Source organism: Halomonas sp. KG2, from assembly GCA_030440445.1.
GTDB lineage: Bacteria > Pseudomonadota > Gammaproteobacteria > Pseudomonadales > Halomonadaceae > Vreelandella.
Map to the genome: position 1 here is coordinate 4224919 of CP098528.1, position 21502 is coordinate 4246420.

Below are 21502 nucleotides of genomic sequence, written 5' to 3' on the forward strand. Positions count from 1 at the left end.
CATGCAGTGGCTTGATCTTCTTTCTGACTACACCTTTCAAAACGTGGTGATTGGTGCCTCGCTACTGGGTCTGATCAGCGGCCCACTGGGCTGCTTTGCGGTGTTACGCCGCCAGAGCTTGCTCGGTGACGCCATCTCCCACGCGGCGCTGCCCGGCGTGTGTTTAAGCTTTATCATCACCGGCAGTCGGGATATGGGCGGCGTTATCATTGGCTCACTGGCCACTGGCTCGTTAGCCGCGCTGACGATGCTGCTGCTGACCCGCAAAAGCCGCTTGAAAACCGATGCCGCTCTCGGCATTTGCCTAAGCATTTTCTTTGCCATTGGCATCGTGCTGCTGACCTATATCCAGGGTACCAATAACGCCTCCCAAGGGGGGCTAGAAGCCTTTCTGTTCGGCCAGGCCGCTGCTACGCTACGCTCGGATCTGTGGGTAATGGGCAGCATCACCCTCTTCACACTCACGCTGCTCGCCATCTTCTGGAAACAAGCCAAGCTGGTCACTTTTGATGGGCAGTACGCCCGCTCGCTCGGCATGCCCGTCAACGCCATCGAAGCCGCGCTTACCGCTATGGTGGCGCTCGCCGTGGTGGTCGGCTTGCAAATGGTTGGCGTGATATTAATGGCCGCCATGATCGTGGCGCCAGCCGCTGCGGCCCGGCAGTGGAGCCGTCATCTGGGGGGGATGCTGGTTATTGCCGCTGGCATCGGTATTGTCAGTGGGGTCTCGGGGGCAACCATTAGTACCCTATCCCGTGGTCTGGCGACCGGCCCGCTGGTGATTCTCACCGCAACGGCTATTGTCATCATCTCGCTGGCGCTTGCTCCCGGCCGAGGCCTGCTGTGGGGCTTCATCAAGCATTACCGCCAAAAAGAAGCGCTGCAGAAGCAGCAGTTACTCTACACGCTTTACAAGCATCCCAGCGCCTCCCGACACTACCGCGCAACATTTGGCGCGCGCATGGTGCTGAGTAAACTTAAGCGCCAAGGCTACCTTATACGCTCCTCTGACGGCGGCGCCGGATGGGCGCTAACATCGCGGGGAGAAAAGGCAGCCAAACAGGTGGTCGCCACCTTCGAAGAGGTCGTGACATGATTGCTGAATTACTAACCAACACGGCGCTGCCCATTATTCTGGTAGGTGCCATGGTTGGCATTGCCTCCTCGGCGGTGGGTACCTTCCTTGTGCTGCGCGGCAATAGCATGCTCACTGATGCGATTAGTCACTCAATTGTATTTGGCATTGTGATTGTCTGGCTGCTGACCAAACAGCAGAGTGGGCCTGTACAGCTAATAGGCGCCGCATTAACCGGGCTATTAACCGTATTACTTACCGAGGCACTGGCCAACACCAAGCGGGTAAAGCAGGATGCCGCTATCGGTCTGGTTTTCCCCGCGCTCTTCTCCATCGGTGTGCTGTTACTCAATGTCTACGCCAACGATGTGCATATCGACACGCATACTGTGCTGCTCGGTGAAATCGGCTTTGTCTGGTTGGATACTCTCGACATCTTCGGTCTGCCCATCCCCAAGGCGCTGGTATCGATGAGCGTGATGACACTGCTCAACTACGCGTTTATCGGGCTCTTTTATAAGGAGCTGAAACTAGCCACCTTCGATCCAGCGCTGGCCAAAACGTTCGGCTTTATGCCTTCGATTCTTTTCTATGTGCTGCTAATGCTAACTAGCTCAACCGCCGTAGCGGCCTTTGATGCCGTGGGGGCAGTACTGTTTATCGCCTTTGCCATTGTGCCCGCTTCCGCCGCCTATTTGCTGACCGATCGGCTATGGATGATGTTTATCATCGGTGCGCTAATTTCGATCGCTTCAAGCATTTCTGGCTACTACCTCGCCGTGTATTTCAACGTCTCCATTGGCGGCATGATGGCGATAATGACCGGCGTTTTCCTAATCCTCGCCTTCCTCGCTGGCCCCCGCTACGGCGTGATCACCCAGACCATGAAACGCCGCCGCGCCCGCGAAACACCAGAAGCGCCAAGTTCGTTGCGCTAAAGAGATTAGAGGCGATGCCTTCCATCTCACTTGACGTCTGGGCAGGCGAGGCGTATACCATTTGATAGTTCATTGAAATATCAAATGAGAAATACCATGGATATGCACTTCACTCAATACCAGCCACCCAAAGCCTTGGCATCAGGTTTCTGGCACCAGATCGGCCTGCCTGCCAGAGGCCGCAAGCTGCATGAGCTTTTGCATCAAGGCGTTGAGTATAGGGTCTACCCCAGACTGGCTAAGGCGTCAGGTATCGAACAGAAGGCGCTGGCAGGCTACGTCGATATTCCCCCGGCCACGCTGAGCCGCCGTGCTAAGTCGGGGCGCTTTAAGATGGCGGAAAGCGACCGGCTATATCGCTTTGCCGAACTCTTCAAGGCGGCGCTAGACCTGTTTGAAGGCGACGTCGAGGGTGCCCGCACCTGGCTGCTCAAACCCAATACTGGCCTGGGCGGGCGCAGGCCCATCGAAATGAGCGCAACCTCTGCCGAGTATCAAACGGTGCTGAACCTGATTGGGCGACTGGAGCATGGGGTTGCTACGTGAATGAGGTCAACGCTTACCGCTTGATCAAGCGCAAGTATCAGGACAACGCTTTCGATGGCGAAGGCGCACGCCTTTATGGCGGGCGCTGGAACAGCCCGGGTAAGGCCTGTGTGTATGTGGCAAGCGCTGAGTCGCTGGCGCTGCTTGAAATCATGGTGCATCTGGAAAGCTATCAGTTGCTCAATGCCTATGCGCTACTGCGCCTGACACTACCGACCGATAGCATTCTGGGTGTTGGAGAAGCCGATCTCCCGGATAACTGGCGGGAAGCGCCTGCGCCAGCAGAAACTGCCGAGCTTGGCGACGGCTGGTTGGACTCCGGCCACAGTTTAGCCCTGGCAATTCCTAGCGTGGTCGTGCCAAGAGAGTTCAACTACATGCTCAACCCTGGGCACCCCCTGTTTGATCAAGTCATCACGACGGCAAAGGCGCTGCCCTTCCAGCCCGACCCACGACTTTGAACCGGGTGTGGATAACTTAAACGGTCAAATGCTGTTTGATCAGTTCGTTGGAAAGCTCAGCGATCTCGCCTTTGGCCACCGGACGGCCACGATTCACGCTGGCGAAGGCCAGGAGATCATTCACTCCTGCCCCTGCGGATGATCATCCAGCATGGCGATAGCTCCAGCAATGAGCGCCTGAATACCTTGCTCCAGTTCGGCCTCCAGTTCGGCCTCTTCTACGGCATGATCTATTGCCTCAACAGGCTCCTGCCCCATCACCGAGTAAATCGTGTCCGCTACGGCAAAGCAGTGAAAGGCTACCGTCGCCAGAAGCCAACGCGCTTGTAACTGGGAAATCTCATAGACCTCGGCAATATGCGCTTGGTGCTCATGGATTTTTTCAATCATCGGCTGGGTCGCCGCCAGACGACGGATCACGTAGGGCGTCAGCCCTGGGTGTACTTTGACAAACTCAGCTATCGACATAGCAAAAGTGAACAGATACGCCTGCAGCTCTTCGGGCTCATCTCGACGAGCACGCGGAATTCTCCAGCGCCGAAAGATCTCTTCGGCTACCACCACCTTCAGCGCTTTAAGATTAGCGACGTGCTTGTAAAGCGCCATATGGCTAACGCCCAACGCGGCGGCTACTCCCACAAAGGTGATATTGGGTAGGCCAATCTCGACACCCGCATTCGCAATACGCTCACGCGTAATGGTGGGTGGCCGCCCGCGTACTTTAGATGCTGGTCGCGCTGCCATAACACACTCCTTTTAATAGCGTCCTTTATCAAGCCATGCCCCTTCCGCTAGGGTCAATTAGTTTATCAGCATGCAACTATTTTAATTAGTTTATAGACGCTAAACTAATTTTCAATTAATCTCACAAACGCGATTAATTCGCGTTTATATCCAGTGGCAATTCCGGTTCTTTCGACTTGATAGCTCTGAGAGTAATCACTTAAACGCCCCATGACCGAGTAGCAACGATTCATGAACACGCAAACCACGCCGACTGGCCAAGGTCCCATCAGCCGAATACTGGCCCCCATCCGCACACGGCTCTTAATAGCCGCCACCCTGGCGGGCATCGGCACAATCTTCACGATGATACCGCTAGCCGGCATGGCGCACATCGCGCAGATCCTCGCCACCGCTTCAGACCAAGCCTGGGAGTTATCTGCGAGCAGCAAACGCGACATCGCGTGGGTGGTAACAGCCAGTATCGTCAGCGTCTTCATCGGCATGGGAAGCATGTTCCTCGGCGAGCTGATCGCGCATCTGGCGGATAACCGTCTGACACATCATCTACGTCAGGCCGTGCTCAGCCGCTTGGCCCAGGCACCGCTTGGCTGGTTTACCGGCCAAACCTCCGGGCAGGTCAAGCAAGCGATGCAGGATGACATTGCGACGCTGCACAGCCTAACCGCGCACTTCTATACCGCCGTCGGGCGCGCGCTTGGGGCTCTGTCGATCTCAGTGATTTATCTGCTTGCGATGGATTGGCGAATCGCGGTGATAACCCTGTTGCCCCTGCCCGGCTTCTTTCTGTTTCTGCATCGGCTCATGCAATCCAGCAAAGCCAACATGGGAGAATTCGTGATACGGCTTGAGCACATGAACAGTGCCATCAATGAGTTCATTAGCGGCATCCCCGACGTGAAAGCGTTCGGCACCACCGGACAGGCCTATCGCGGTTATCAGGACGCAGTGAATAGCTTTGCCGATGCATTTGATCGCTTTACCCGCCCGTTGGTCGCCTCCATGGCTCATGTTCATGCGATGGTAACGCCGGTGACGATATTGGGACTGACTCTGCTGTGCGGAACAATTTCTGTCGTCAACGGCTGGACGACTCCCGTCGACTTGGTGCCGTTCATTCTGGTGGCGCCAGGGATCTGTGCTCCTTTGCTGCTTCTGCATACCCTGCTGCACGACCTGGGCAGTGCAACCGGCGCTGCGCAACGCGTCATGGCGCTACTTGAAACGCCTATCTTGCAAGCGCCTCTCTCTGACCAGCAGCCACTGCCAGCAAACAACGAAATTCGTTTCGACAACGTGAGTTACGCCTATGATAACGGACATCGTGGGCTCTCGAATCTCGACGTCACCTTTGCCGCAGGAAGTGTCACTGCGATTGTCGGGCCATCTGGAGCGGGCAAGTCGACTTTGGCACGACTGCTATTGCGCTTCTTTGATCCCACCCAGGGGCGCATCACCTTAGGCGGTGTGGATCTGCGCCAGCTCTCAACGGCGACACTTTACCAATATATCGGTTTTGTCCTGCAGGACGTCCGCCTTATCCATGCCAGCATCCGCGACAACATTGCCTTGGGCCGTCCTTCCGCCAGCCAGCAAGAGATTGAGGACGCGGCTCGCGCGGCGAATATTCACGAGCGCATCCTCGCATTACCCGGTGGCTATGACGCTGTCGTTGACGACGCCACCCAACTGTCTGGTGGTGAACAGCAGCGTGTGAGCATTGCCCGCGCCATTTTGCTTGATCCTCCTCTACTGGTGCTGGATGAGGCAACGGCGGCAGTCGACGCGAGTAGCGAACTGGTCATTCAGGAAGCGCTAGCTCGGCTAACCCGCGGACGCACGCTGATCGTCATCTCCCATCGACTCGATACGATCCGATACGCCGATCAGATCCTGGTACTCGATGACGGCATGATCGTCGAGCAGGGCAACCACGATCACCTTCTCACTCAACATGGCCTATATGCCCGCCTTTGGGCCTTGAGCAACGCCACCTCAACGCTGGAATCAGAGGTATCAACGTGCTGAAAATACTGACTCATCTGCTCGGCGAGAACGTCGTGCTCTTACGTCGTTATCTCGGGCTAGCTATTGGCTATGGTTTGCTTAGCGGCCTCACAATCCTGACATTTATCCCCATCATCACCTATTTGATGTCCGGAGATTCGTCCAACGCCAGTGTATGGTTGGCCATACTGCTGCTGGGTATTCTCGCGTGCTGGTTAGTGCGATCACATGTAGAGAAGGCGGGCGTTCGTGTGGGCGTCGCCGTCCTACAGTCTGGGCGTCACCGTCTAGGCAGCCATGTAGCTCGCCTGCCCGTTGGCTGGTTTACCAGCACCAATACTGCGCGTCTTAACCATGTAGTGACTCAAGGTATAATGGCGGTAGCCCAGCTTCCCGCCCACGTTTTCACACCGGTGATCACCGGCCTGGTCGTGCCACTGGTCATCCTAATCGCTCTGTTAGCGCTGCACACGCCGCTCGGTATCGCAGCACTGATAGCATTAGCGCCACTGGTGAGCGTGTTATGGCTCACTTCCAAGCTCACCCGTCACGCCGACCGGGCCTTCCAGCAGAACTTCTCCGAAACCAGCCAGCGGGTAGTCGAATTCGCCAATGCGCAGGCGGTATTACGCGCCTTCAGCGGCGAAGGCCAGAGTACGCGCTTTCTGGAGAACGCACTGGAGAAGCAGCACCATTCCGGCACAAGGCTAGCCTGCCTTTCGGCTTTATCGGCGCTACTCAATACATGGGCAGTGCAGGCGGTATTTGCTGCCCTGCTGATCACCATCATGGTGTGGATCAATACGCTGCTGGGTGAGCCGCTGAAGGCACCTGACGTCACCAGTGTTATTGTGGCGCTGTTGCTGATCAGCCGGTTTATCGAGCCGTTGCTTGATGTGGCCCAGCATAGCGACGTTCTACGCAGCGCCAAAGGGCAGTTGGAGACAATAAAAACTGTTTTCGACGCATCGCCCTTACCCGAGACAACCACGCCTCAGCCGCCGCGTGATACCTCTATCGAACTTCACGCAGTACATTTTCGCTATGCCGCAGATGCGCCCAATGTGCTCAACGGAGTGAGTCTGTCGGTCAAGCCCGGCAGCATGACGGCATTGATCGGCGAATCGGGCTCGGGCAAGACCACTATCGCACGCCTTGTGGCACGTTTTTTCGATGTCGACCAGGGCCGCGTTTTCATTGGCGGTGTCGACGTGCGCGACATGTCCAGTGCTCAGTTGGCAGGCTATGTTAGCCAGATCCTCCAGGAGAGCCATCTGTTTGCTGGCAGCATAGCCGACAACATACGCTTTGGCCGCCCCGAAGCCAGCGATGCCGAGCTAATGGAAGCGGCAAATCTTGCGGGCGTCACAGAGATACTCGAACGCTTACCCCAGGGGCTAAACACGCCGGTGGGCGAAGCAGGTGTCCGCCTTTCCGGTGGAGAACGTCAGCGCATCGCGATCGCTCGAGCACTGATCAAAGATGCTCCCATCTTGCTGGTAGACGAAGCGACGGCCGCACTGGATCCACAGCACCAGGCCATCATTACTCAGACACTGGCACGGCTGCGTGGTCAACGTACGCTATTAGTGATCGCTCATCAGCTATCTACCGTGGCCATGGCCGACCAGATCATCGTACTGGATAACGGTCGCGTCGTGGAGCAGGGTACACCCGCTGAACTACTCGTCCACAAAGGGCATTACGCCACCTTTCTTGGCCAGCGCCAGGCCGCTAAAACATGGCGCATTACACCGAATGCAGAAGGGAGAGAAGACACCTGATGCGTGGGTATCTGCCTTGTCTGTTTGTATTGCTTTGCGGAGTATCGTTACTGATAGGCGCGCAGCAGTTGAGCTGGCACCAACTAATCACTCTGTCGGATGATGCCTGGTTGACGCTCACAGCCAGCCGACTGCCGCGTCTCATCACCGTTATTTTGACTGGTGTAGGTCTGTCGATTTGCGGCGTGATTCTGCAGCACATCGTGCGTAACAAGTTCGTGGAGCCAGCCACCTCGGGCGGGCTTGATGCAGCTAAACTGGGCATTCTCGTATCGCTAACCCTAATGCCTGCAGCTGGCGCTGGATTACGAATGCTTGCCGCGCTGCTCTTTTGCTTCGCTGCAAATGTCGTATTTATCACTATCGTTCGCCGCATCAAGTTCACCAACAGCGTGCTGATTCCCGTCATCGGTTTGATGTACGGCGGCATGCTAAGCGCCCTTACCGAGTTCTACGCCTACCGCCATAACATCTTGCAAAGCATGCAGGGCTGGTTACTGGGCGACTTTTCAAAGATCGTGCAAGGCCATTACGAAATCATCTACCTCATTCTGCCGGTCGTGATGCTTACCTACCTCTACGCCCATCGCTTCACGGTACTGGGCATGGGTGAGGCGGCGGCGGTGAGCCTAGGCATGAATTATCTTGCCATCGCCATACTAGGATTGATGCTGGTGGCCATCACGGTCTCGGTCACGGTCATCGCTGTGGGCGCCATTCCCTTTGTCGGCTTAGTGATTCCCAATTTGGTGGCGCTCTACTACGGCGATAACCTGACTCGCACACTGCCAGTAGTAGCACTGTCGGGGGCAACCTTGCTGCTGGCCTGCGACATTGTGAGTCGGCTGCTGATTTACCCCTTTGAAGTGCCCATCGGCTTAACAACGGCTTGCGTCGGGGGAGTGCTGTTTCTGATCTTGATTATCGGGAGAGCACAACGATGACAGCCAAGACTCTCCACACCGTTTGGGCAGCCGTGATCGTTCTAGCGCTCGCTTTTATCTTCGTGCGCTCAGGACTCGACTTCGACTATGTCATTCCGAAACGACTGGAACGCTTGGCCACTATGGTGATCGGCGGCATCTGCGTCGCTTGGTCGTCCATTGCGTTTCAAAGTCTTACCGGCAACCGGATATTAACGCCCGCCATCATGGGCTACGAGTCCATCTATCTGCTGTTTCAGGCTCTGTTGATGCTGATGCTGGGCACCCGCAGTCTGGTGGTACTCGGCGAGCACGGCAACGTCATACTCTCTATGCTGCTGATGCTTGGCTACTCCTGGGTGCTGCATCGCTGGCTGTTTCGCGATGGTAGAGACAACGTCTATTTCCTGCTGCTAGTCGGACTGGTGCTGACAATGGTCATTACCACCCTTACGCAGTTCATTCAGCTCAAGATGAGCCCGGGCGAATTTTCCATTCTGCTGGGGTACAGCCAAGCCACTTTCGGCAAAGCCAGCGCTGCACAACTGCTCTACGCTACCCCCATCGTGGTCACGATCTGTCTGGTGGGCTACAAGGCCCTTCCGGTGCTCGACGTGCTGTTGCTAGGCCGGGAGCAGGCCATCTCGCTCGGCATCGACTATCGACGTCGCGTACAACGCCAGCTTTTCTTGATTGCCGCGCTGGTAGCCATCTCGACTAGCCTGCTTGGCCCCACGGCATTCATGGGCATTTTCGTGGCCAATACTGCCTACGCGCTGGCAGGCACCTACCGGCATCGAGTCACACTGCCTTTAGGATGCGCCATCGCCATCGCCACTTTCCTCCTCGCCCAACTGCTGGTCGAACATCTCTTTAACTACAAAACCACCGTCAGCATTCTCGTCAACCTCGTATGTGGGGCTTACTTCCTGTCGCTGATGGTGCGGACGCGGGGCACGGCATGATTACGGTTCAAGACCTTCATAAAACCTATGCTAGCCGCACAGTGCTATCGGCTATCAATCTCCGCTTCCCGACGGGTCAATTGACGTCACTGGTGGGCCCAAACGGGGCAGGCAAAACGACCCTGCTGATGATGATCGCAAGACTGCTAAAGCCTTCTCAAGGAGTCATTCGGCTTGACGGCTCCCCGGTAGAGAACATTCGCATCGGCGAGTATGCCAAACGGGTGGCCACGCTGAGACAAACGCCTGAATTCAACTTGCGCCTGACCGTCGAGGAGTTGGTCGCCTTTGGTCGCTTTCCTTACACCCACGGCACACTCACTCAGCACGATCATCAAGTGATCGATGATGCCCTGTCGTTTCTATCGCTGACGGCTCTACGCGGAGCTTATCTGAATGAGCTCAGCGGCGGCCAGCGTCAGATGGCGTTCCTGGCCATGACCATTGCACAGCAAACCGATTACCTGCTGCTCGACGAGCCTCTGAACAACCTCGATATCAAGCATGCCGTTCAGATCATGCAGGCCCTTCGCCGACTCTGCGACGAATATGGACGAACGGTCATTCTGGTCGTCCATGACATCAACTTTGCCGCCAACTACTCCGATTACATTGTCGCCATGAAGGGTGGGGCAGTGCATTGCGATGGCAACGTCACCGACGTCATCACCGAGCAGCGCTTGAGTGAGCTTTATGGACTGAACTTCGACGTCGCCCGTGACGAGCGCGGCTATCTATGCAATTACTTCAAGCCCTCAGGAAACCTGGTATGACGCGATATCTCAACAGTAGCCGCCTGGCACACCTTCTCCTTCTCGCTACGATGGCATTGATGCAAGGGTGCGATCAGGCCAACGACATGCCCACACAGGAGGCCATGACACCGCTAACGATTCAGCACGCGCTGGGAAGCACTGTGATCGACCACCGCCCACATCGAGTCGCAGCGCTCGACATGAATGAAGTCGACTTTTTGGATCAGTTGGACGTTCCAGTGGTGGGCATGCCGAAGGACTTTATTCCCCATTTTCTCAAGGAGTATCGACACAATCCGGCGGTTGAAGATCTGGGCTCTATCGTGCGCCCCAACCTTGAGCGGGTGCATCGAGCCAACCCTGATCTAATTCTCATGACATCGTTACAGGCCAACCATTATCACGAATTAACTCAAATCGCGCCGACGCTCCACTTCGACGTGGATTACCGTAACAGCCAGAGCAACCACATTGACGTTATCAAAGACCATCTCATCGATCTTGGGGAGATCTTTGGCAAGGAGGCGCTGGCCCGTCAACGCACGGCCGAGCTGGACAATACAGTCGAGAAAGTTAGGCGTGTTACTCAGGGCCGACCAGAGAGAGCACTTATCCTGCTGCATAACAATGGCGCTTTCAACTCCTTCGGAGTGCAGTCGCGCTACGGTTTCATCTTCACCGAGCTAGGCGTTGAACCTGCGGCTCCCGGCATCGATACCAGCATGCACGGCCAGCCTGTCTCCAGTGAATTCATTCAACAGGCCGACCCCGACATCATTTATGTCGTGGATCGTACTGCCGTAATGGAGCACCGGCCCGCCATGGATGCCAGTAGCATGGCAAATCCCCTGATACGCCAAACCAGCGCTTGGCGAAATAACCGGGTGATCTATGTCGACCCCGAAGCTTGGTATGTCACCGCCGCCAGCGTGAGCGCCCTAGAGATCATCGCGGATGACATTATCGATGGGTATCGCGACTAGCGACTTAACCAACCAAAGTACTTCAAAAAAGATTTAGCCGACTGCTGTATCGAGCGTTCCAACGACGGCTCGACTGGAGCGGCGTAGCTCCGCCTGTCTGATATAAAAGGAGACCGACATGGCCTTACTTCACCACCCTAAAGCACAACTGGAATGGGCGAGAACACCACTGCGTCTCGCTGCCTGTTTAAGCCCTCCACTGCTCGTCAGGAGCACATTTCCGTTAGCCCTGAGTGCGAGCGCTCTTATGCTGCTTTCTTCACAGGCACTTGCACAGACTGCCGAGGCCACCGAGCAGAGCGAGACGCGTAATGCCGTGGCCTTGGCGCCGGTCACCGTACACGGTGAAGCAACGTCAGTAAACGATACGTACGCAGGTGGCCAGGTGACCTATAGCAATCGAGCCGGTTTTCTGGGCAACAGGGACTTTATGGAAACGCCGTTCAATGCCATCAGCTATACGGATCGCTTTATCCAGGATCAACAAGCCCAAAATATTGCCGATGTCATTGCGGCTACCGATCCGAGCGTATTCAGCAACGGCGTCACCAGTGCCTGGAGCGAGAATTACTCGATCCGCGGATTCAATTCCAGCACCACTGATACGACATTTGATAGCCTTGCCGGGATGGCTCCCTACTACCGCACGTCCCCCGAGATGTTCGAGCGTATTGAAGTGCTCAAAGGGCCTTCGGCGCTACTCAACGGGATGCCACCAGGTGGTTCCGTTGGTGGTGCCATTAATCTGGTTCCTAAGCGAGCTGGCGATGAGCCGCTGACGCGCTTCACCACCACGTACATGTCCGACGCGCAGTTTGGCGGACACCTTGATGTTGGCCGACGTGTGGGAGACAACCAGCAGTTTGGCATTCGCTTTAACGGTGTATACCGCGACGGCGAGGGTGCTGTGAATAACCAGAAGCCAAGCGTTCAAATGGGGGCTCTGGGACTGGACTGGCGCGGTGAGCGAGCACGCCTATCAGCTGACTTGTACAGTGCGGACGACCACATCGATGGGCCAACACGAGGGGTCAACCTGACGCCAGGCCTGGCAGTACCGACACCTCCCGACTCCGATACACTGATCAACCCTGACTGGGCCTTTGCCAACACGCGCGACAAGGGAGCCATCGTGCGTGGCGAATTCGACTTTACCGATGAAATCATGGGGTACGCATCAGTGGGTCGAAGCGAAACGAACTACACCTACAATGGCGCCATGTCATCCTTGGTGCTTGATGATCAAGGTAACTATCGTACAAGCATTGGTCAGCTCGCCTTCGATGTCGAAAAAACATCAGCGGAAGTTGGGGTTCGCGGTCATTTCCAAACCGGCGCCGTCAGCCATGCCATTAGCGTCAATGCCACTCATTACGAGCATGAGCAACATGACTACGGGCGCAGAACCGTTCCCGGTGCAGACTGGGTCACTAATCTATACGATCCGCAGTGGGGCGCCGCTGCCGAATTTATCACCCCACATATCATGCATACAGAGCTACGCTTGAACAGCTATGGTCTGGCGGACACGATTTCATTTGCCGATGATCGCCTACAACTGACCCTCGGCGCCCGACGCCAAGAGGTAGTGAGCGACGCCTACAGCGTGACGAGCGGCGCACGCATCTCCCGCTATGATGAAAGCGCGGTCACCCCCGCTGCAGCGCTACTTTTCAGAGCAACCGACCAGGTATCACTCTACGCCAACTATATCGAGGGGCTCAGTCAGGGGGCCACGGCACCTATGAGTGCTGCCAATGCTGGTGAGGTATTTGAACCTTATAAGACCAAACAAAACGAGATTGGGGTGAAGTTTGACCTAGGCGATTTCTCACACACACTTAGCCTTTATGAAATCAAGCGGCCCAGCAGTTACACCGACCTGGAAACTAATATCTTCTCGTTTGGCGGTGAGCAGCGCAACCGAGGAGCGGAGTGGAACTTCTTCGGCAGCCCGCTTAGCAACCTCCGCTTAATGGGTGGGATTGCCTATGTAGACCCTAAAGTCACCCGCGCCGCTAGCGATGAAAACCAGGGTAGTCAGGCCACTGGCGTGCCCGACCTTCAAGCCAAGCTAGGCGCTGAATGGGATCTATCCGCAGCACCAGGGCTGACACTGACCGCTAATGCCACCGCAATGTCAGAGCAGTATATTAATAGTGACAATTCCTTGTCGGTTCCTGGACACACCATTTACGACGTTGGTGCACGCTACACTACTCACCTTTCCGGCTACCCGTTGACGCTGCGCGCCACTATCGACAATGTAACCGATAAGGCGTACTGGGCCATGCCACAACTCTCAAGCCTTGCACTAGGAGCCCCCCGCACCTTTATGTTTTCGGCCTCTTTAGACTTCTAGATGGCTGAAACAAGCGATGCGCTTGTCCTGGCACCCGTTGTTTTTTCACAACTAGGCTTGTCAATATGCACACCCCACCTGCGCCAGCCAAACGGGCGTAGGTGTGGATAACTTAAACGGTCAGGTGCTGCTTGATCAGTTCGTTAGAAAGCTCGGCGATCTCGCCTTTGGCCACCGGACGGCCACGATCCATAATCACAAAGCGGTCGGCGTATTTGCGGGCAAAAGGTAGCTTCTGCTCAACCAGCAGTACCGTTAAGCCATCCTCTTTAATCAACTGGCGAATCACCTGGCCGATTTGCGCCACAATATTGGGCTGAATGCCCTCCCCGGGTTCATCCAAAATCAGCAGCTTGGGCTCTATTACCAGCGCGCGACCGATGGCGAGCTGCTGCTGTTGCCCACCGGATAAGTCACCGCCACGGCGGTGCTTCATCTCTTTTAAAACAGGGAACAGTTCATAGATACGCTCGGGGATTTTTTTCAGCCCATCACTGCGCGCTGCCAAGCCGGTGCGTAGATTCTCTTCCACGGTGAGCAGCGGAAAAATCTGCCGTCCCTGGGGGACAAAGCCAATACCCAAGCGAGAGCGCGCTTCCACCGCTTTTTTGGTCAGCTCAATGTCGCTACCCTCCCCCTGATAGCGCAGTTGGCCGCTCTTTACGGCCACTTCGCCCATAATGGCTTTCATTAAGGTGGTTTTACCCACCCCGTTGCGGCCCATCACGCAAGTGCACTGGCCTTCAGGCACGTCGAGGTCTAAATCCCACAAGGTGTGGCTTTCCCCGTAGAACTGGTTAAGTTTTTCAATCGCCAGCATTAGGCAGCCTCCTCGTCGTCCGCACCCAGATACACCTCAACCACGTTAGGGTCGCTTGAAACTTGATCCATACTGCCTTCCGCCAGCACGCTGCCTTGGTGCAATACGGTCACTTTACGGGCAATGGAGCGTACAAAGCCCATGTCATGCTCGACCACAACCACCGACTGCTTACCCGCCAGGCCCGTCAGCAGCTCAGCGGTGCGCTCCATCTCCTGTTCCGTCATCCCGGCAACGGGTTCATCTACCAGCAGTAAACGCGGGCGCTGCATTAGCAGCATGCCAATTTCCAGCCACTGCTTTTGGCCGTGGGAAAGAATCCCTGCTGGCTGGTAACGCAGCTCGGTCAGGCCAATCGTTTCAAGCACCTCATTGATACGGTCTTTAATTTCACCGCTCATGCGGGCAGTCAGCGTGGGGAAAATACGCTTGTCGGCGGCCATCGCCAACTCCAGGTTTTCAAACACGCTCAGCGCTTCAAATACCGTGGGCTTTTGGAACTTACGACCAATCCCTAAGCTGGCGATATCCGGCTCATTCATTTGCAGCAGGTTATGACGGCTACCAAACCACACGCTGCCTGCGTTGGGGCGCGTTTTGCCAGTAATGATGTCCATCATGGTGGTTTTACCGGCCCCGTTGGGGCCGATAATGCAGCGCAGTTCACCGTCATCAATAGTCAGGTTTAAGTTATTGATAGCCTTGAAGCCATCGAAGCTCACCGTGACATCTTCCATATACAGAATCGGGCCATGACGCACATCTACCGGTGATGCCTGAGGAGCCATAAAATCAAATACCCGATCCCGCGTGGTTAGCGATTGCAACAAGCTCATGCGGTAGCCTCCTTCGGCAAGGTAGCGGATTTTTTGCGGCGTTTTAGGTGGAGCAATAATCCCGCCACGCCTTTAGGTAGCAACACCGTGACCAAGACAAACATCGCGCCCAGGGCAAACAGCCATGCATCCGGCATCACGCCGGTGAAGATGGTTTTGGCGTAGTTGACTAAGATCGCCCCGATAACTGCTCCATAAAGCGTGGCGCGGCCACCCAGAGCCACCCACAGCACAATTTCAATCGAGAAAATCGGTGAGAACTCACTGGGGTTGATAATCCCTACCTGAGGGACATAAAGCGCGCCAGCCAAGCCTGCCAGCATGGCGGAAACCACGAATACAAACAGCTGGAAGCGTTCGACCCGATAGCCAATAAACCGCGTGCGGGCCTCGGCATCCCGGGTTGCCACGCACACTCGGCCTAGCTTGCTGGTAACAATCGCTCGACACAGGATGTAGCCCAGCGCCAGCGCAACACCAGTGGCAATAAACAGCCCTAAGCGAGTGTCGTTGCTGCGCAGGTTGTAGCCCAGCAGCTCACGGAAATCAGTTAAGCCGTTGTTGCCACCAAAGCCCATTTCATTGCGGAAGAATGCCAGCATCAGGGCAAAGGTCAGCGCCTGGGTAATAATCGACAGATACACCCCAGTAACCCGCGAGCGAAATGCTAAAAAGCCGAATACCAGTGCCAATAACCCAGGGGCTAACAGCACCATGGCGAACGCAAACCAGGCCATATCAAAACCGAGCCAGTACCAGGGCAGGCTGTCCCAGTTGAGAAACACCATAAAATCCGGCAGTACCGGGTCGCCGTAAGTACCGCGATCACCGATTTGGCGCATCAGGTACATGCCCATGGCGTAACCGCCAATGGCAAAAAATGCCCCGTGGCCCAGGCTCAGAATACCCAAATAGCCCCATACCAAGTCCACCGCCACTGCCAGCAGCGCGTAGCTTAAGTACTTACCGAACAGATTCACGGTATAAGCATTAACGTGCAGCGGGTGGCCTTGGGGCAACGCTAAATGGAGCACCGTAACCAGCAGCAGGGCGGCAAACAGCACGCCAAGAAAAATCTGCGTGGCCCGTTCGCTAAACGGGCGGGCTAGCCAAAACTGGCGTGAAGATGATTGCGTCATTAATGAGATCGTTGATGACATCGCTTAGCCCTCCGCAGCCCGGCCCTTCTGCGGGAAGAGTCCACGCGGGCGTTTTTGAATAAACAGAATGATGAATACCAGGACAATAATCTTGGCCAGCACGGCGCCCGCCCAGGGTTCCAACACTTGGTTGATAATGCCCAGGGAAAGCCCAGCCACCAGAGTGCCCCATAGATTTCCCACGCCGCCGAAAACGACGACCATAAAGGAATCAATAATGTAGTTCTGGCCCAGGTTGGGGCCGACGTTGGTCAGTTGTGATAACGCAACGCCTGCCAAACCAGCGACGCCAGACCCTAATGCGAAGGTCATAATATCGACCCGCGTGGCGCGGATACCCATGGAGCGTGCCATGGCGCGGTTTTGGGTCACTGCACGCACTTCAAGCCCTAGCCGCGTGCGGCGCATAATCAGCATCAGCGCGGCAAACACTACCAGTGCAAAACCGAGTACAAACATACGGTTAAGAGTTAGCGACAGTGCATCGTTAATCACTAATGAACCGCTCATCCATTCGGGCGTTATGACCGTACGGTTTAGCGGTGAAATCACCGTTCGCACCAGCTGTTGTAAAATCAGGCTGATACCGAACGTCGCCAGCAACGTTTCCAACGGACGGCCCTTCAGGAACTGGATAACGCCTCGCTCAATGGCAATGCCCACCAGCGCGGCCACCATAAAGCCCGCGGGGATCGACAGAATTAGCGCCAGCCCCGGTTGGCCGGGCAAAAGTTGCTGCATCATCCAGGTGGTATAAGCGCCGAGCATGATTAGCTCACCATGGGCCATATTGATAACGCCCATCACGCCAAAGGTAATGGCTAGGCCAATCGCCGCCAACACCAGTACTGAGCCAAGCGAAAGCCCGAAGTAGAGCGTTTCCAGGCCACGGTTAATTTTGAGATTCTGCTCAATGCTGCTCAGCGCTTCATTGGCGGCATCGGCAATAATAGGGTCATCGCTATTCGCTGCCCGACTAAGCGCTACTCGAACACGTGGATGCAAACTGCCTCGCAGCGTTTCAACGCCTTCAAGCTCGCCGCTTTCAACTTGGTAAATCGCCAGCGCCTGGGTAAGCCTGCGCGCTACCTCGGCATCTTCTTCCTCAGCGATCAGTTCACTGAGCGGTTCGGCCAGCTCTTCATCGACCTCGCCTAGTAGTCGGCTGGCTGAAGTACGCCGACGCTCAACGTTTGGCGAATACAAATCCACTACGGCAATAGCGCTGCGTAGCTGGTTGCGTAAATTGTTATTAATGCCAATACGATCCAGGTCGCGGCGGGACATCTCCCCCAGCGGTTCATTGGTCAGCGCATCTGCAACTGGCCAATCGCGACCTTGATTATCGAGCACCACCACAAAACGACCGTCGTCAGTGCGCTGCAAGCGACCATCCAACAAGGACTGCAGCCAATCACGCGCACGCTCATCATCGCTTTGCAAAATAGCGTTGATCGCTTCGCCTTTGGCGGAATAGGAACGCACGTCCAGCGCGTTTAGTAGCTCAAGCGCCGCTGCGTCATCAGCCTCAACGGTGGCGCTTGTTTGTGCCTGGGCGGTGACTGTGACGCTTAACAACAGCAGACACAGCAACCCTAAGGAAAAGAAACGCCTCATGGGGTTCTTCCTTTGGTTAACAAAAAGGGGGGAACTGAAGATAACGGTGCCAAGAACAAGTTTCCGCGAGGGCGCTGTGAACCCATCCATGGGCGCTACTTTCGCCATCTGACCGCCATGGATGGCGGAAATGCCGGAATAGCCAGGAGCATTTTCCGGCCATGGCGAAAGACCCTCGCTTCAACCTGTCCTTACACCACAGCGTTAACAGCGGTCATTTCCCTGCTATATATCGCTTTACTTACTCAGCGAGGGCCGCTTCGGCCTCTTCTGCTGCGGTGCTGCCACCACACGAGCCGTTCACCACGTTGAAGTTGCCGCACTCCATGGGCTTGCGCCAATCGGCAATCAAGTCACGTGAGCCAGGCAAGTAGTCAGACCATGCATCGCCCGCTACGGTAGAAGGCGTTTGCCAGACGATATCGAACTGGCCATTGTCTTGAACTTCACCAATCAGCACCGGCTTGGTGATGTGATGGTTGGGCATCATCGCCGCATAGCCGCCGGAAAGGTTAGGCACGGCGACACCGATAATCGCGTCTTTTACCGCATCCACGTCAGTAGTGCCTGCTTTACGCACCGCTTCGGCCCACATGTTAAAACCAATGTAGTGCGCTTCCATGGGGTCGTTGGTGACGGCCTCTTCGTCGCCGGTATAGTCGATCCAGGCGTCGATAAAGTCGTAGTTGTCATCGGTATCGACACTCATGAAGTAGTTCCAGGCCGCCAAGTGGCCGACTAACGGCCCCGTATCGATGCCGGTGAGCTCTTGCTCACCCACAGAGAAGGCGATGACCGGGATATCGGCAGCATCGATGCCTTGGTTAGAGAGTTCGGTGTAAAACGGCACATTGGCATCGCCGTTAATCGTCGAGATAACCGCCGTAGGTTTACCCTCTTCACCAAAGCGGCGTATTTCTGCCACGATATTCTGCCAGTCTGAATGGCCGAACGGTGTGTAGTTGATCATGATGTCTTCATCAGCGATGCCATGCTCATCTTTGAGGAACGCTTCGAGGATACGGTTGGTGGTGCGCGGATAGACGTAGTCGGTACCGACCAGCGCAAAGCGCTCGATGCCGACTTCATTAATCAGATACTCAACCGCAGGAATCGCCTGCTGATTGGGGGCGGCACCGGTATAAAAGACGTTTTCCGAGGACTCTTCACCTTCATACTGCACCGGGTAGAACAACAGGCCGTTAAGCTCTTCCACTACCGGCAGTACCGCCTTACGGGAAACGGAGGTCCAGTTGCCGAAGATCACGTCGACCTCTTCTTGCGCCAATAGCTCTCTAGCACGCTCGGCAAATAGCGGCCAGTTAGAGGCAGGGTCGACAACAACCGCTTCAAGTTGGCGACCCAGCAAGCCACCCGCGTCGTTTTGCTGCTCAATAAGCATCTCAACGGTGTCTTTAAGAACCGTCTCACTGATAGCCATGGTGCCTGAAAGTGAGTGAAGGATACCGACCTTGATCGGATCGTCATCCTGGGCCATGGCTTGTGTACTGGCCCCCATAACGGCGGCGGTCATTAAGGCAGTAGCGAAACGGCCAACGGTACGAGGGTGTGTCTTGCGCTGCAATGTGGTCACTTGAACCTCCTTGCGCCCCTTATAACGGGGCTCGTTATTTGAGCTTCGCGGCCAAGGACTCCCGTTATGTAACGTAGGAACGGTCATTACGGGGCTTGGTGCATCCACTAGCTCCTAGCTTCTGCAAGGTTTGCGCCACACTACAAAAAGAAACACTAAAAAGCTTAAAATCAAAAGGTTAGTTTTAAAAAAAGTTATCCCGTCTTCACCGGCCGCACTATCGTGGCGCGCCAACATGCAAAAAATGCACGCTGTTTATGCACCACAACGACACCTCGCACCAATAGTGCGCTTTCTGTTGCATACGCCTATGAGTCCCGCCCATTTCTTGCACAAAAAAAAGCGCCCTAGGAGATCCTAGGACGCTTTACACGCATGCCTATGTTCTATTCAGCAGTATTCAAACGCTTAGTGCGGCGCTTTTTCAGCAGCGGTAAACCAAGCGACAGCACCGCGATGACCAGTAACGACAGCGAAATCGGCTTGTCGATAAAGGTCGTCCAATCCCCACCGGAGATCTGCAGCGCGCGACGCATGGACTCTTCCATGATGTTGCCTAGAATGAGCGCCAGAATCAGCGGCGCGGCGGGGAAGCCGAACAAGCGCATTCCCAAACCAACCAAGCCAAAACCAAGCAGCAGCAATAAGTCGAACACGCTGAAGCTCATACCGTAAACACCGATCATGCAGAAGATCAAAATCAGTGATAGCAGCAACGGTTTGGGCAGATCCAGAATCTTGGCGATCAGCGGAATCAGCGGCAGGTTAAGCACCAGCAGGAAGATATTGCCGATGTACATACTGGCGACCACGCCCCAGAACACATCCGGGCGCTGCTCAAGCATCATCGGACCAGGATTAACCCCCATCACCAGCAGTGCGCCAAGCAGTACGGCGGTGGTGCCAGACCCCGGCACACCCAAGGTTAACAGCGGTACAAACGAACCGGTACACGCCGCATTATTTGCCGCTTCTGGCGCAGCAACGCCTTTGATGTTGCCTTTACCAAACGTATCGCCGTCTTTGGCAATGCGTTTTTCCATGCTATAGCCAAGAAACGAACCGATGGTCGCGCCTGCGCCCGGCAGAACGCCGGTAAAGAAGCCCAACACTGAACTGCGGCTAACAGGGCCTGCTATCTGCTTGACTTCACTGCGGGTCAATTTCAACGACCCGATCGCGTTACGCGGCGCTTCTTTACCACCACCTCCGCGCAGCAACATGTAGAACACTTCGGCTAACGCGAAGATACCCAGCGCCACGACCAGAAAGTCGATACCGTCGAGCAGGTGGATAGAGCCAAAGGTAAAGCGCTCGGTGCCGGTTTGCATATCAATCCCGATGATCGAGATCATCACCCCAATAACAGCGGCAATTAAGCCTTTAACCAGCGACTTATCGGATAACGACACAACCGCGGTTAAGCCCAGCACCATCAACGCAAAGTATTCAGCAGGGCCAAAACTTACCGCGACTTTGGAGAGCAGCGGCGCAATCAACATCAAGAAAACAACGGAGATGGTACCGCCAACAAAGGAGGAGTAAGCGGCAATCGCCAGCGCCTTACCTGCCAACCCTTGCTTGGCCATCGGATAGCCGTCAAAAGAGGTCGCAACCGTTCCCGCCACGCCGGGGGCGTTCAGCAAAATAGACGAGGTGGAGCCGCCAAAAATAGCGCCGTAATACACCCCAGCCATCAAGATCAGCCCTGAAGAGGGCTCCATAGCGAAGGTAATCGGGATCATCAGCGCCAACGCGCTGATCGGCCCAAGGCCGGGCAACATGCCGATAATGGTGCCAGCAAAGACGCCGGCAAAGACGTAAGCGATATTAATAGGCTCAAGCGCGATGCCAAAGCCGTACATTAGATTGTTAAAGGCATCCATGGGAGTGTCTCTCTTTTAAACCCGCTAACAGTGGGCAAGCGCGGCC

Annotated in this window: 17 protein-coding genes and 1 pseudogene; 11 read left to right on the plus strand and 7 right to left on the minus strand. The window is 55.5% G+C overall.

The annotated features are described in order from the left end of the window. The first annotated feature begins 1 nt into the window (after nucleotide 1). The 4 genes from NDQ72_19280 to NDQ72_19295 all read left to right on the plus strand — a co-directional run bounded on the left by NDQ72_19280 (nucleotide 2) and on the right by NDQ72_19295 (nucleotide 3020). Nucleotides 2-1096: a metal ABC transporter permease gene (locus NDQ72_19280; GenBank protein ID WKD28153.1), complete on the plus strand. Its 1095-nt coding sequence runs from the start codon at nucleotides 2-4 to the stop codon at nucleotides 1094-1096. Next, nucleotides 1093-2013 (plus strand): metal ABC transporter permease, encoded by a 921-nt coding sequence (locus NDQ72_19285; GenBank protein ID WKD28154.1) that lies wholly within the window; start codon nucleotides 1093-1095, stop codon nucleotides 2011-2013. Before NDQ72_19280 ends, NDQ72_19285 begins: the two co-directional genes overlap by 4 nt. 96 nt (nucleotides 2014-2109) lie before the next feature. Beyond that, nucleotides 2110-2559 carry a DUF2384 domain-containing protein gene (locus NDQ72_19290; protein ID WKD28155.1) on the plus strand — a complete coding sequence of 150 codons (450 nt, stop codon included), beginning with the start codon at nucleotides 2110-2112 and terminating at the stop codon, nucleotides 2557-2559. Next, a complete protein-coding gene (locus NDQ72_19295; protein WKD28156.1) occupies nucleotides 2556-3020 on the plus strand; it encodes an RES family NAD+ phosphorylase in 465 nt (154 codons plus the stop codon). Before NDQ72_19290 ends, NDQ72_19295 begins: the two co-directional genes overlap by 4 nt. A gap of 120 nt (nucleotides 3021-3140) precedes the next feature. Here NDQ72_19295 and NDQ72_19300 read toward each other — a convergent pair whose 3' ends face one another. After that, nucleotides 3141-3764 carry a TetR/AcrR family transcriptional regulator gene (locus tag NDQ72_19300; GenBank protein WKD28157.1) on the minus strand — a complete coding sequence of 208 codons (624 nt, stop codon included), beginning with the start codon at nucleotides 3762-3764 and terminating at the stop codon, nucleotides 3141-3143. Nucleotides 3765-3995: 231 nt separating this feature from the next. Between NDQ72_19300 and NDQ72_19305 the strand changes: the two genes are divergently transcribed. The 7 genes and pseudogenes from NDQ72_19305 (at nucleotide 3996) to NDQ72_19335 (ending at nucleotide 13543) form a co-directional block, all read left to right on the plus strand. Then, complete coding sequence (locus tag NDQ72_19305) at nucleotides 3996-5792, plus strand: ABC transporter ATP-binding protein/permease (GenBank protein WKD28158.1); 1797 nt, start codon at nucleotides 3996-3998, stop codon at nucleotides 5790-5792. Continuing rightward, nucleotides 5786-7555 (plus strand): ABC transporter ATP-binding protein/permease, encoded by a 1770-nt coding sequence (locus NDQ72_19310; protein WKD28159.1) that lies wholly within the window; start codon nucleotides 5786-5788, stop codon nucleotides 7553-7555. The genes NDQ72_19305 and NDQ72_19310 overlap by 7 nt, the downstream gene beginning before the upstream one ends. Next, nucleotides 7555-8499 (plus strand): iron chelate uptake ABC transporter family permease subunit, encoded by a 945-nt coding sequence (locus tag NDQ72_19315; protein ID WKD28160.1) that lies wholly within the window; start codon nucleotides 7555-7557, stop codon nucleotides 8497-8499. The genes NDQ72_19310 and NDQ72_19315 overlap by 1 nt, the downstream gene beginning before the upstream one ends. Further along, a complete protein-coding gene (locus tag NDQ72_19320; GenBank protein ID WKD28161.1) occupies nucleotides 8496-9443 on the plus strand; it encodes an iron chelate uptake ABC transporter family permease subunit in 948 nt (315 codons plus the stop codon). The genes NDQ72_19315 and NDQ72_19320 overlap by 4 nt, the downstream gene beginning before the upstream one ends. Further along, nucleotides 9440-10216 (plus strand): ATP-binding cassette domain-containing protein, encoded by a 777-nt coding sequence (locus tag NDQ72_19325; protein WKD28162.1) that lies wholly within the window; start codon nucleotides 9440-9442, stop codon nucleotides 10214-10216. The genes NDQ72_19320 and NDQ72_19325 overlap by 4 nt, the downstream gene beginning before the upstream one ends. Further along, the gene (locus NDQ72_19330) at nucleotides 10213-11181 is read left to right on the plus strand and encodes a siderophore ABC transporter substrate-binding protein (protein ID WKD28163.1); all 969 of its coding nucleotides are present in this window, start codon (nucleotides 10213-10215) and stop codon (nucleotides 11179-11181) included. Before NDQ72_19325 ends, NDQ72_19330 begins: the two co-directional genes overlap by 4 nt. A 361-nt stretch (nucleotides 11182-11542) precedes the next feature. Next, nucleotides 11543-13543, plus strand: a pseudogene (locus NDQ72_19335) (TonB-dependent siderophore receptor). A 112-nt stretch (nucleotides 13544-13655) separates the two neighbouring features. Here the strand turns inward: NDQ72_19335 and urtE are convergent. From urtE to NDQ72_19365, 6 genes are all read right to left on the minus strand, one after another. Then, nucleotides 13656-14363, minus strand: a complete 708-nt coding sequence (gene urtE, locus NDQ72_19340) for an urea ABC transporter ATP-binding subunit UrtE (protein ID WKD28164.1) — start codon at nucleotides 14361-14363, stop codon at nucleotides 13656-13658. Next, complete coding sequence (gene urtD, locus NDQ72_19345; GenBank protein ID WKD28165.1) at nucleotides 14363-15199, minus strand: urea ABC transporter ATP-binding protein UrtD; 837 nt, start codon at nucleotides 15197-15199, stop codon at nucleotides 14363-14365. Before urtD ends, urtE begins: the two co-directional genes overlap by 1 nt. Next, nucleotides 15196-16338, minus strand: coding sequence for an urea ABC transporter permease subunit UrtC (gene urtC, locus NDQ72_19350; GenBank protein WKD28166.1), 1143 nt, complete (start codon nucleotides 16336-16338; stop codon nucleotides 15196-15198). The genes urtD and urtC overlap by 4 nt, the downstream gene beginning before the upstream one ends. 24 nt (nucleotides 16339-16362) lie before the next feature. After that, the gene (gene urtB, locus NDQ72_19355) at nucleotides 16363-17976 is read right to left on the minus strand and encodes an urea ABC transporter permease subunit UrtB (protein WKD28167.1); all 1614 of its coding nucleotides are present in this window, start codon (nucleotides 17974-17976) and stop codon (nucleotides 16363-16365) included. Nucleotides 17977-18217: 241 nt separating this feature from the next. Beyond that, nucleotides 18218-19570, minus strand: coding sequence for an urea ABC transporter substrate-binding protein (gene urtA, locus NDQ72_19360; GenBank protein ID WKD28168.1), 1353 nt, complete (start codon nucleotides 19568-19570; stop codon nucleotides 18218-18220). Between the two features lie 386 nt (nucleotides 19571-19956). Next, a complete protein-coding gene (locus NDQ72_19365; protein ID WKD28169.1) occupies nucleotides 19957-21456 on the minus strand; it encodes a tripartite tricarboxylate transporter permease in 1500 nt (499 codons plus the stop codon). Between the last annotated feature and the right edge of the window lie 46 nt (nucleotides 21457-21502).

Coding starts and splice junctions, on each gene's coding strand:
- NDQ72_19280 (WKD28153.1), top strand. CDS start 2: ATGCAGTGGCTTGATCTTCTTTCTGACTACACCTTTCAAAACGTGGTG.
- NDQ72_19285 (WKD28154.1), top strand. CDS start 1,093: ATGATTGCTGAATTACTAACCAACACGGCGCTGCCCATTATTCTGGTA.
- NDQ72_19290 (WKD28155.1), top strand. CDS start 2,110: ATGGATATGCACTTCACTCAATACCAGCCACCCAAAGCCTTGGCATCA.
- NDQ72_19300 (WKD28157.1), bottom strand. CDS start 3,764: ATGGCAGCGCGACCAGCATCTAAAGTACGCGGGCGGCCACCCACCATT.
- NDQ72_19305 (WKD28158.1), top strand. CDS start 3,996: ATGAACACGCAAACCACGCCGACTGGCCAAGGTCCCATCAGCCGAATA.
- NDQ72_19315 (WKD28160.1), top strand. CDS start 7,555: ATGCGTGGGTATCTGCCTTGTCTGTTTGTATTGCTTTGCGGAGTATCG.
- NDQ72_19320 (WKD28161.1), top strand. CDS start 8,496: ATGACAGCCAAGACTCTCCACACCGTTTGGGCAGCCGTGATCGTTCTA.
- NDQ72_19325 (WKD28162.1), top strand. CDS start 9,440: ATGATTACGGTTCAAGACCTTCATAAAACCTATGCTAGCCGCACAGTG.
- NDQ72_19330 (WKD28163.1), top strand. CDS start 10,213: ATGACGCGATATCTCAACAGTAGCCGCCTGGCACACCTTCTCCTTCTC.
- urtE (WKD28164.1), bottom strand. CDS start 14,363: ATGCTGGCGATTGAAAAACTTAACCAGTTCTACGGGGAAAGCCACACC.
- urtD (WKD28165.1), bottom strand. CDS start 15,199: ATGAGCTTGTTGCAATCGCTAACCACGCGGGATCGGGTATTTGATTTT.
- urtC (WKD28166.1), bottom strand. CDS start 16,338: ATGACGCAATCATCTTCACGCCAGTTTTGGCTAGCCCGCCCGTTTAGC.
- urtB (WKD28167.1), bottom strand. CDS start 17,976: ATGAGGCGTTTCTTTTCCTTAGGGTTGCTGTGTCTGCTGTTGTTAAGC.
- NDQ72_19365 (WKD28169.1), bottom strand. CDS start 21,456: ATGGATGCCTTTAACAATCTAATGTACGGCTTTGGCATCGCGCTTGAG.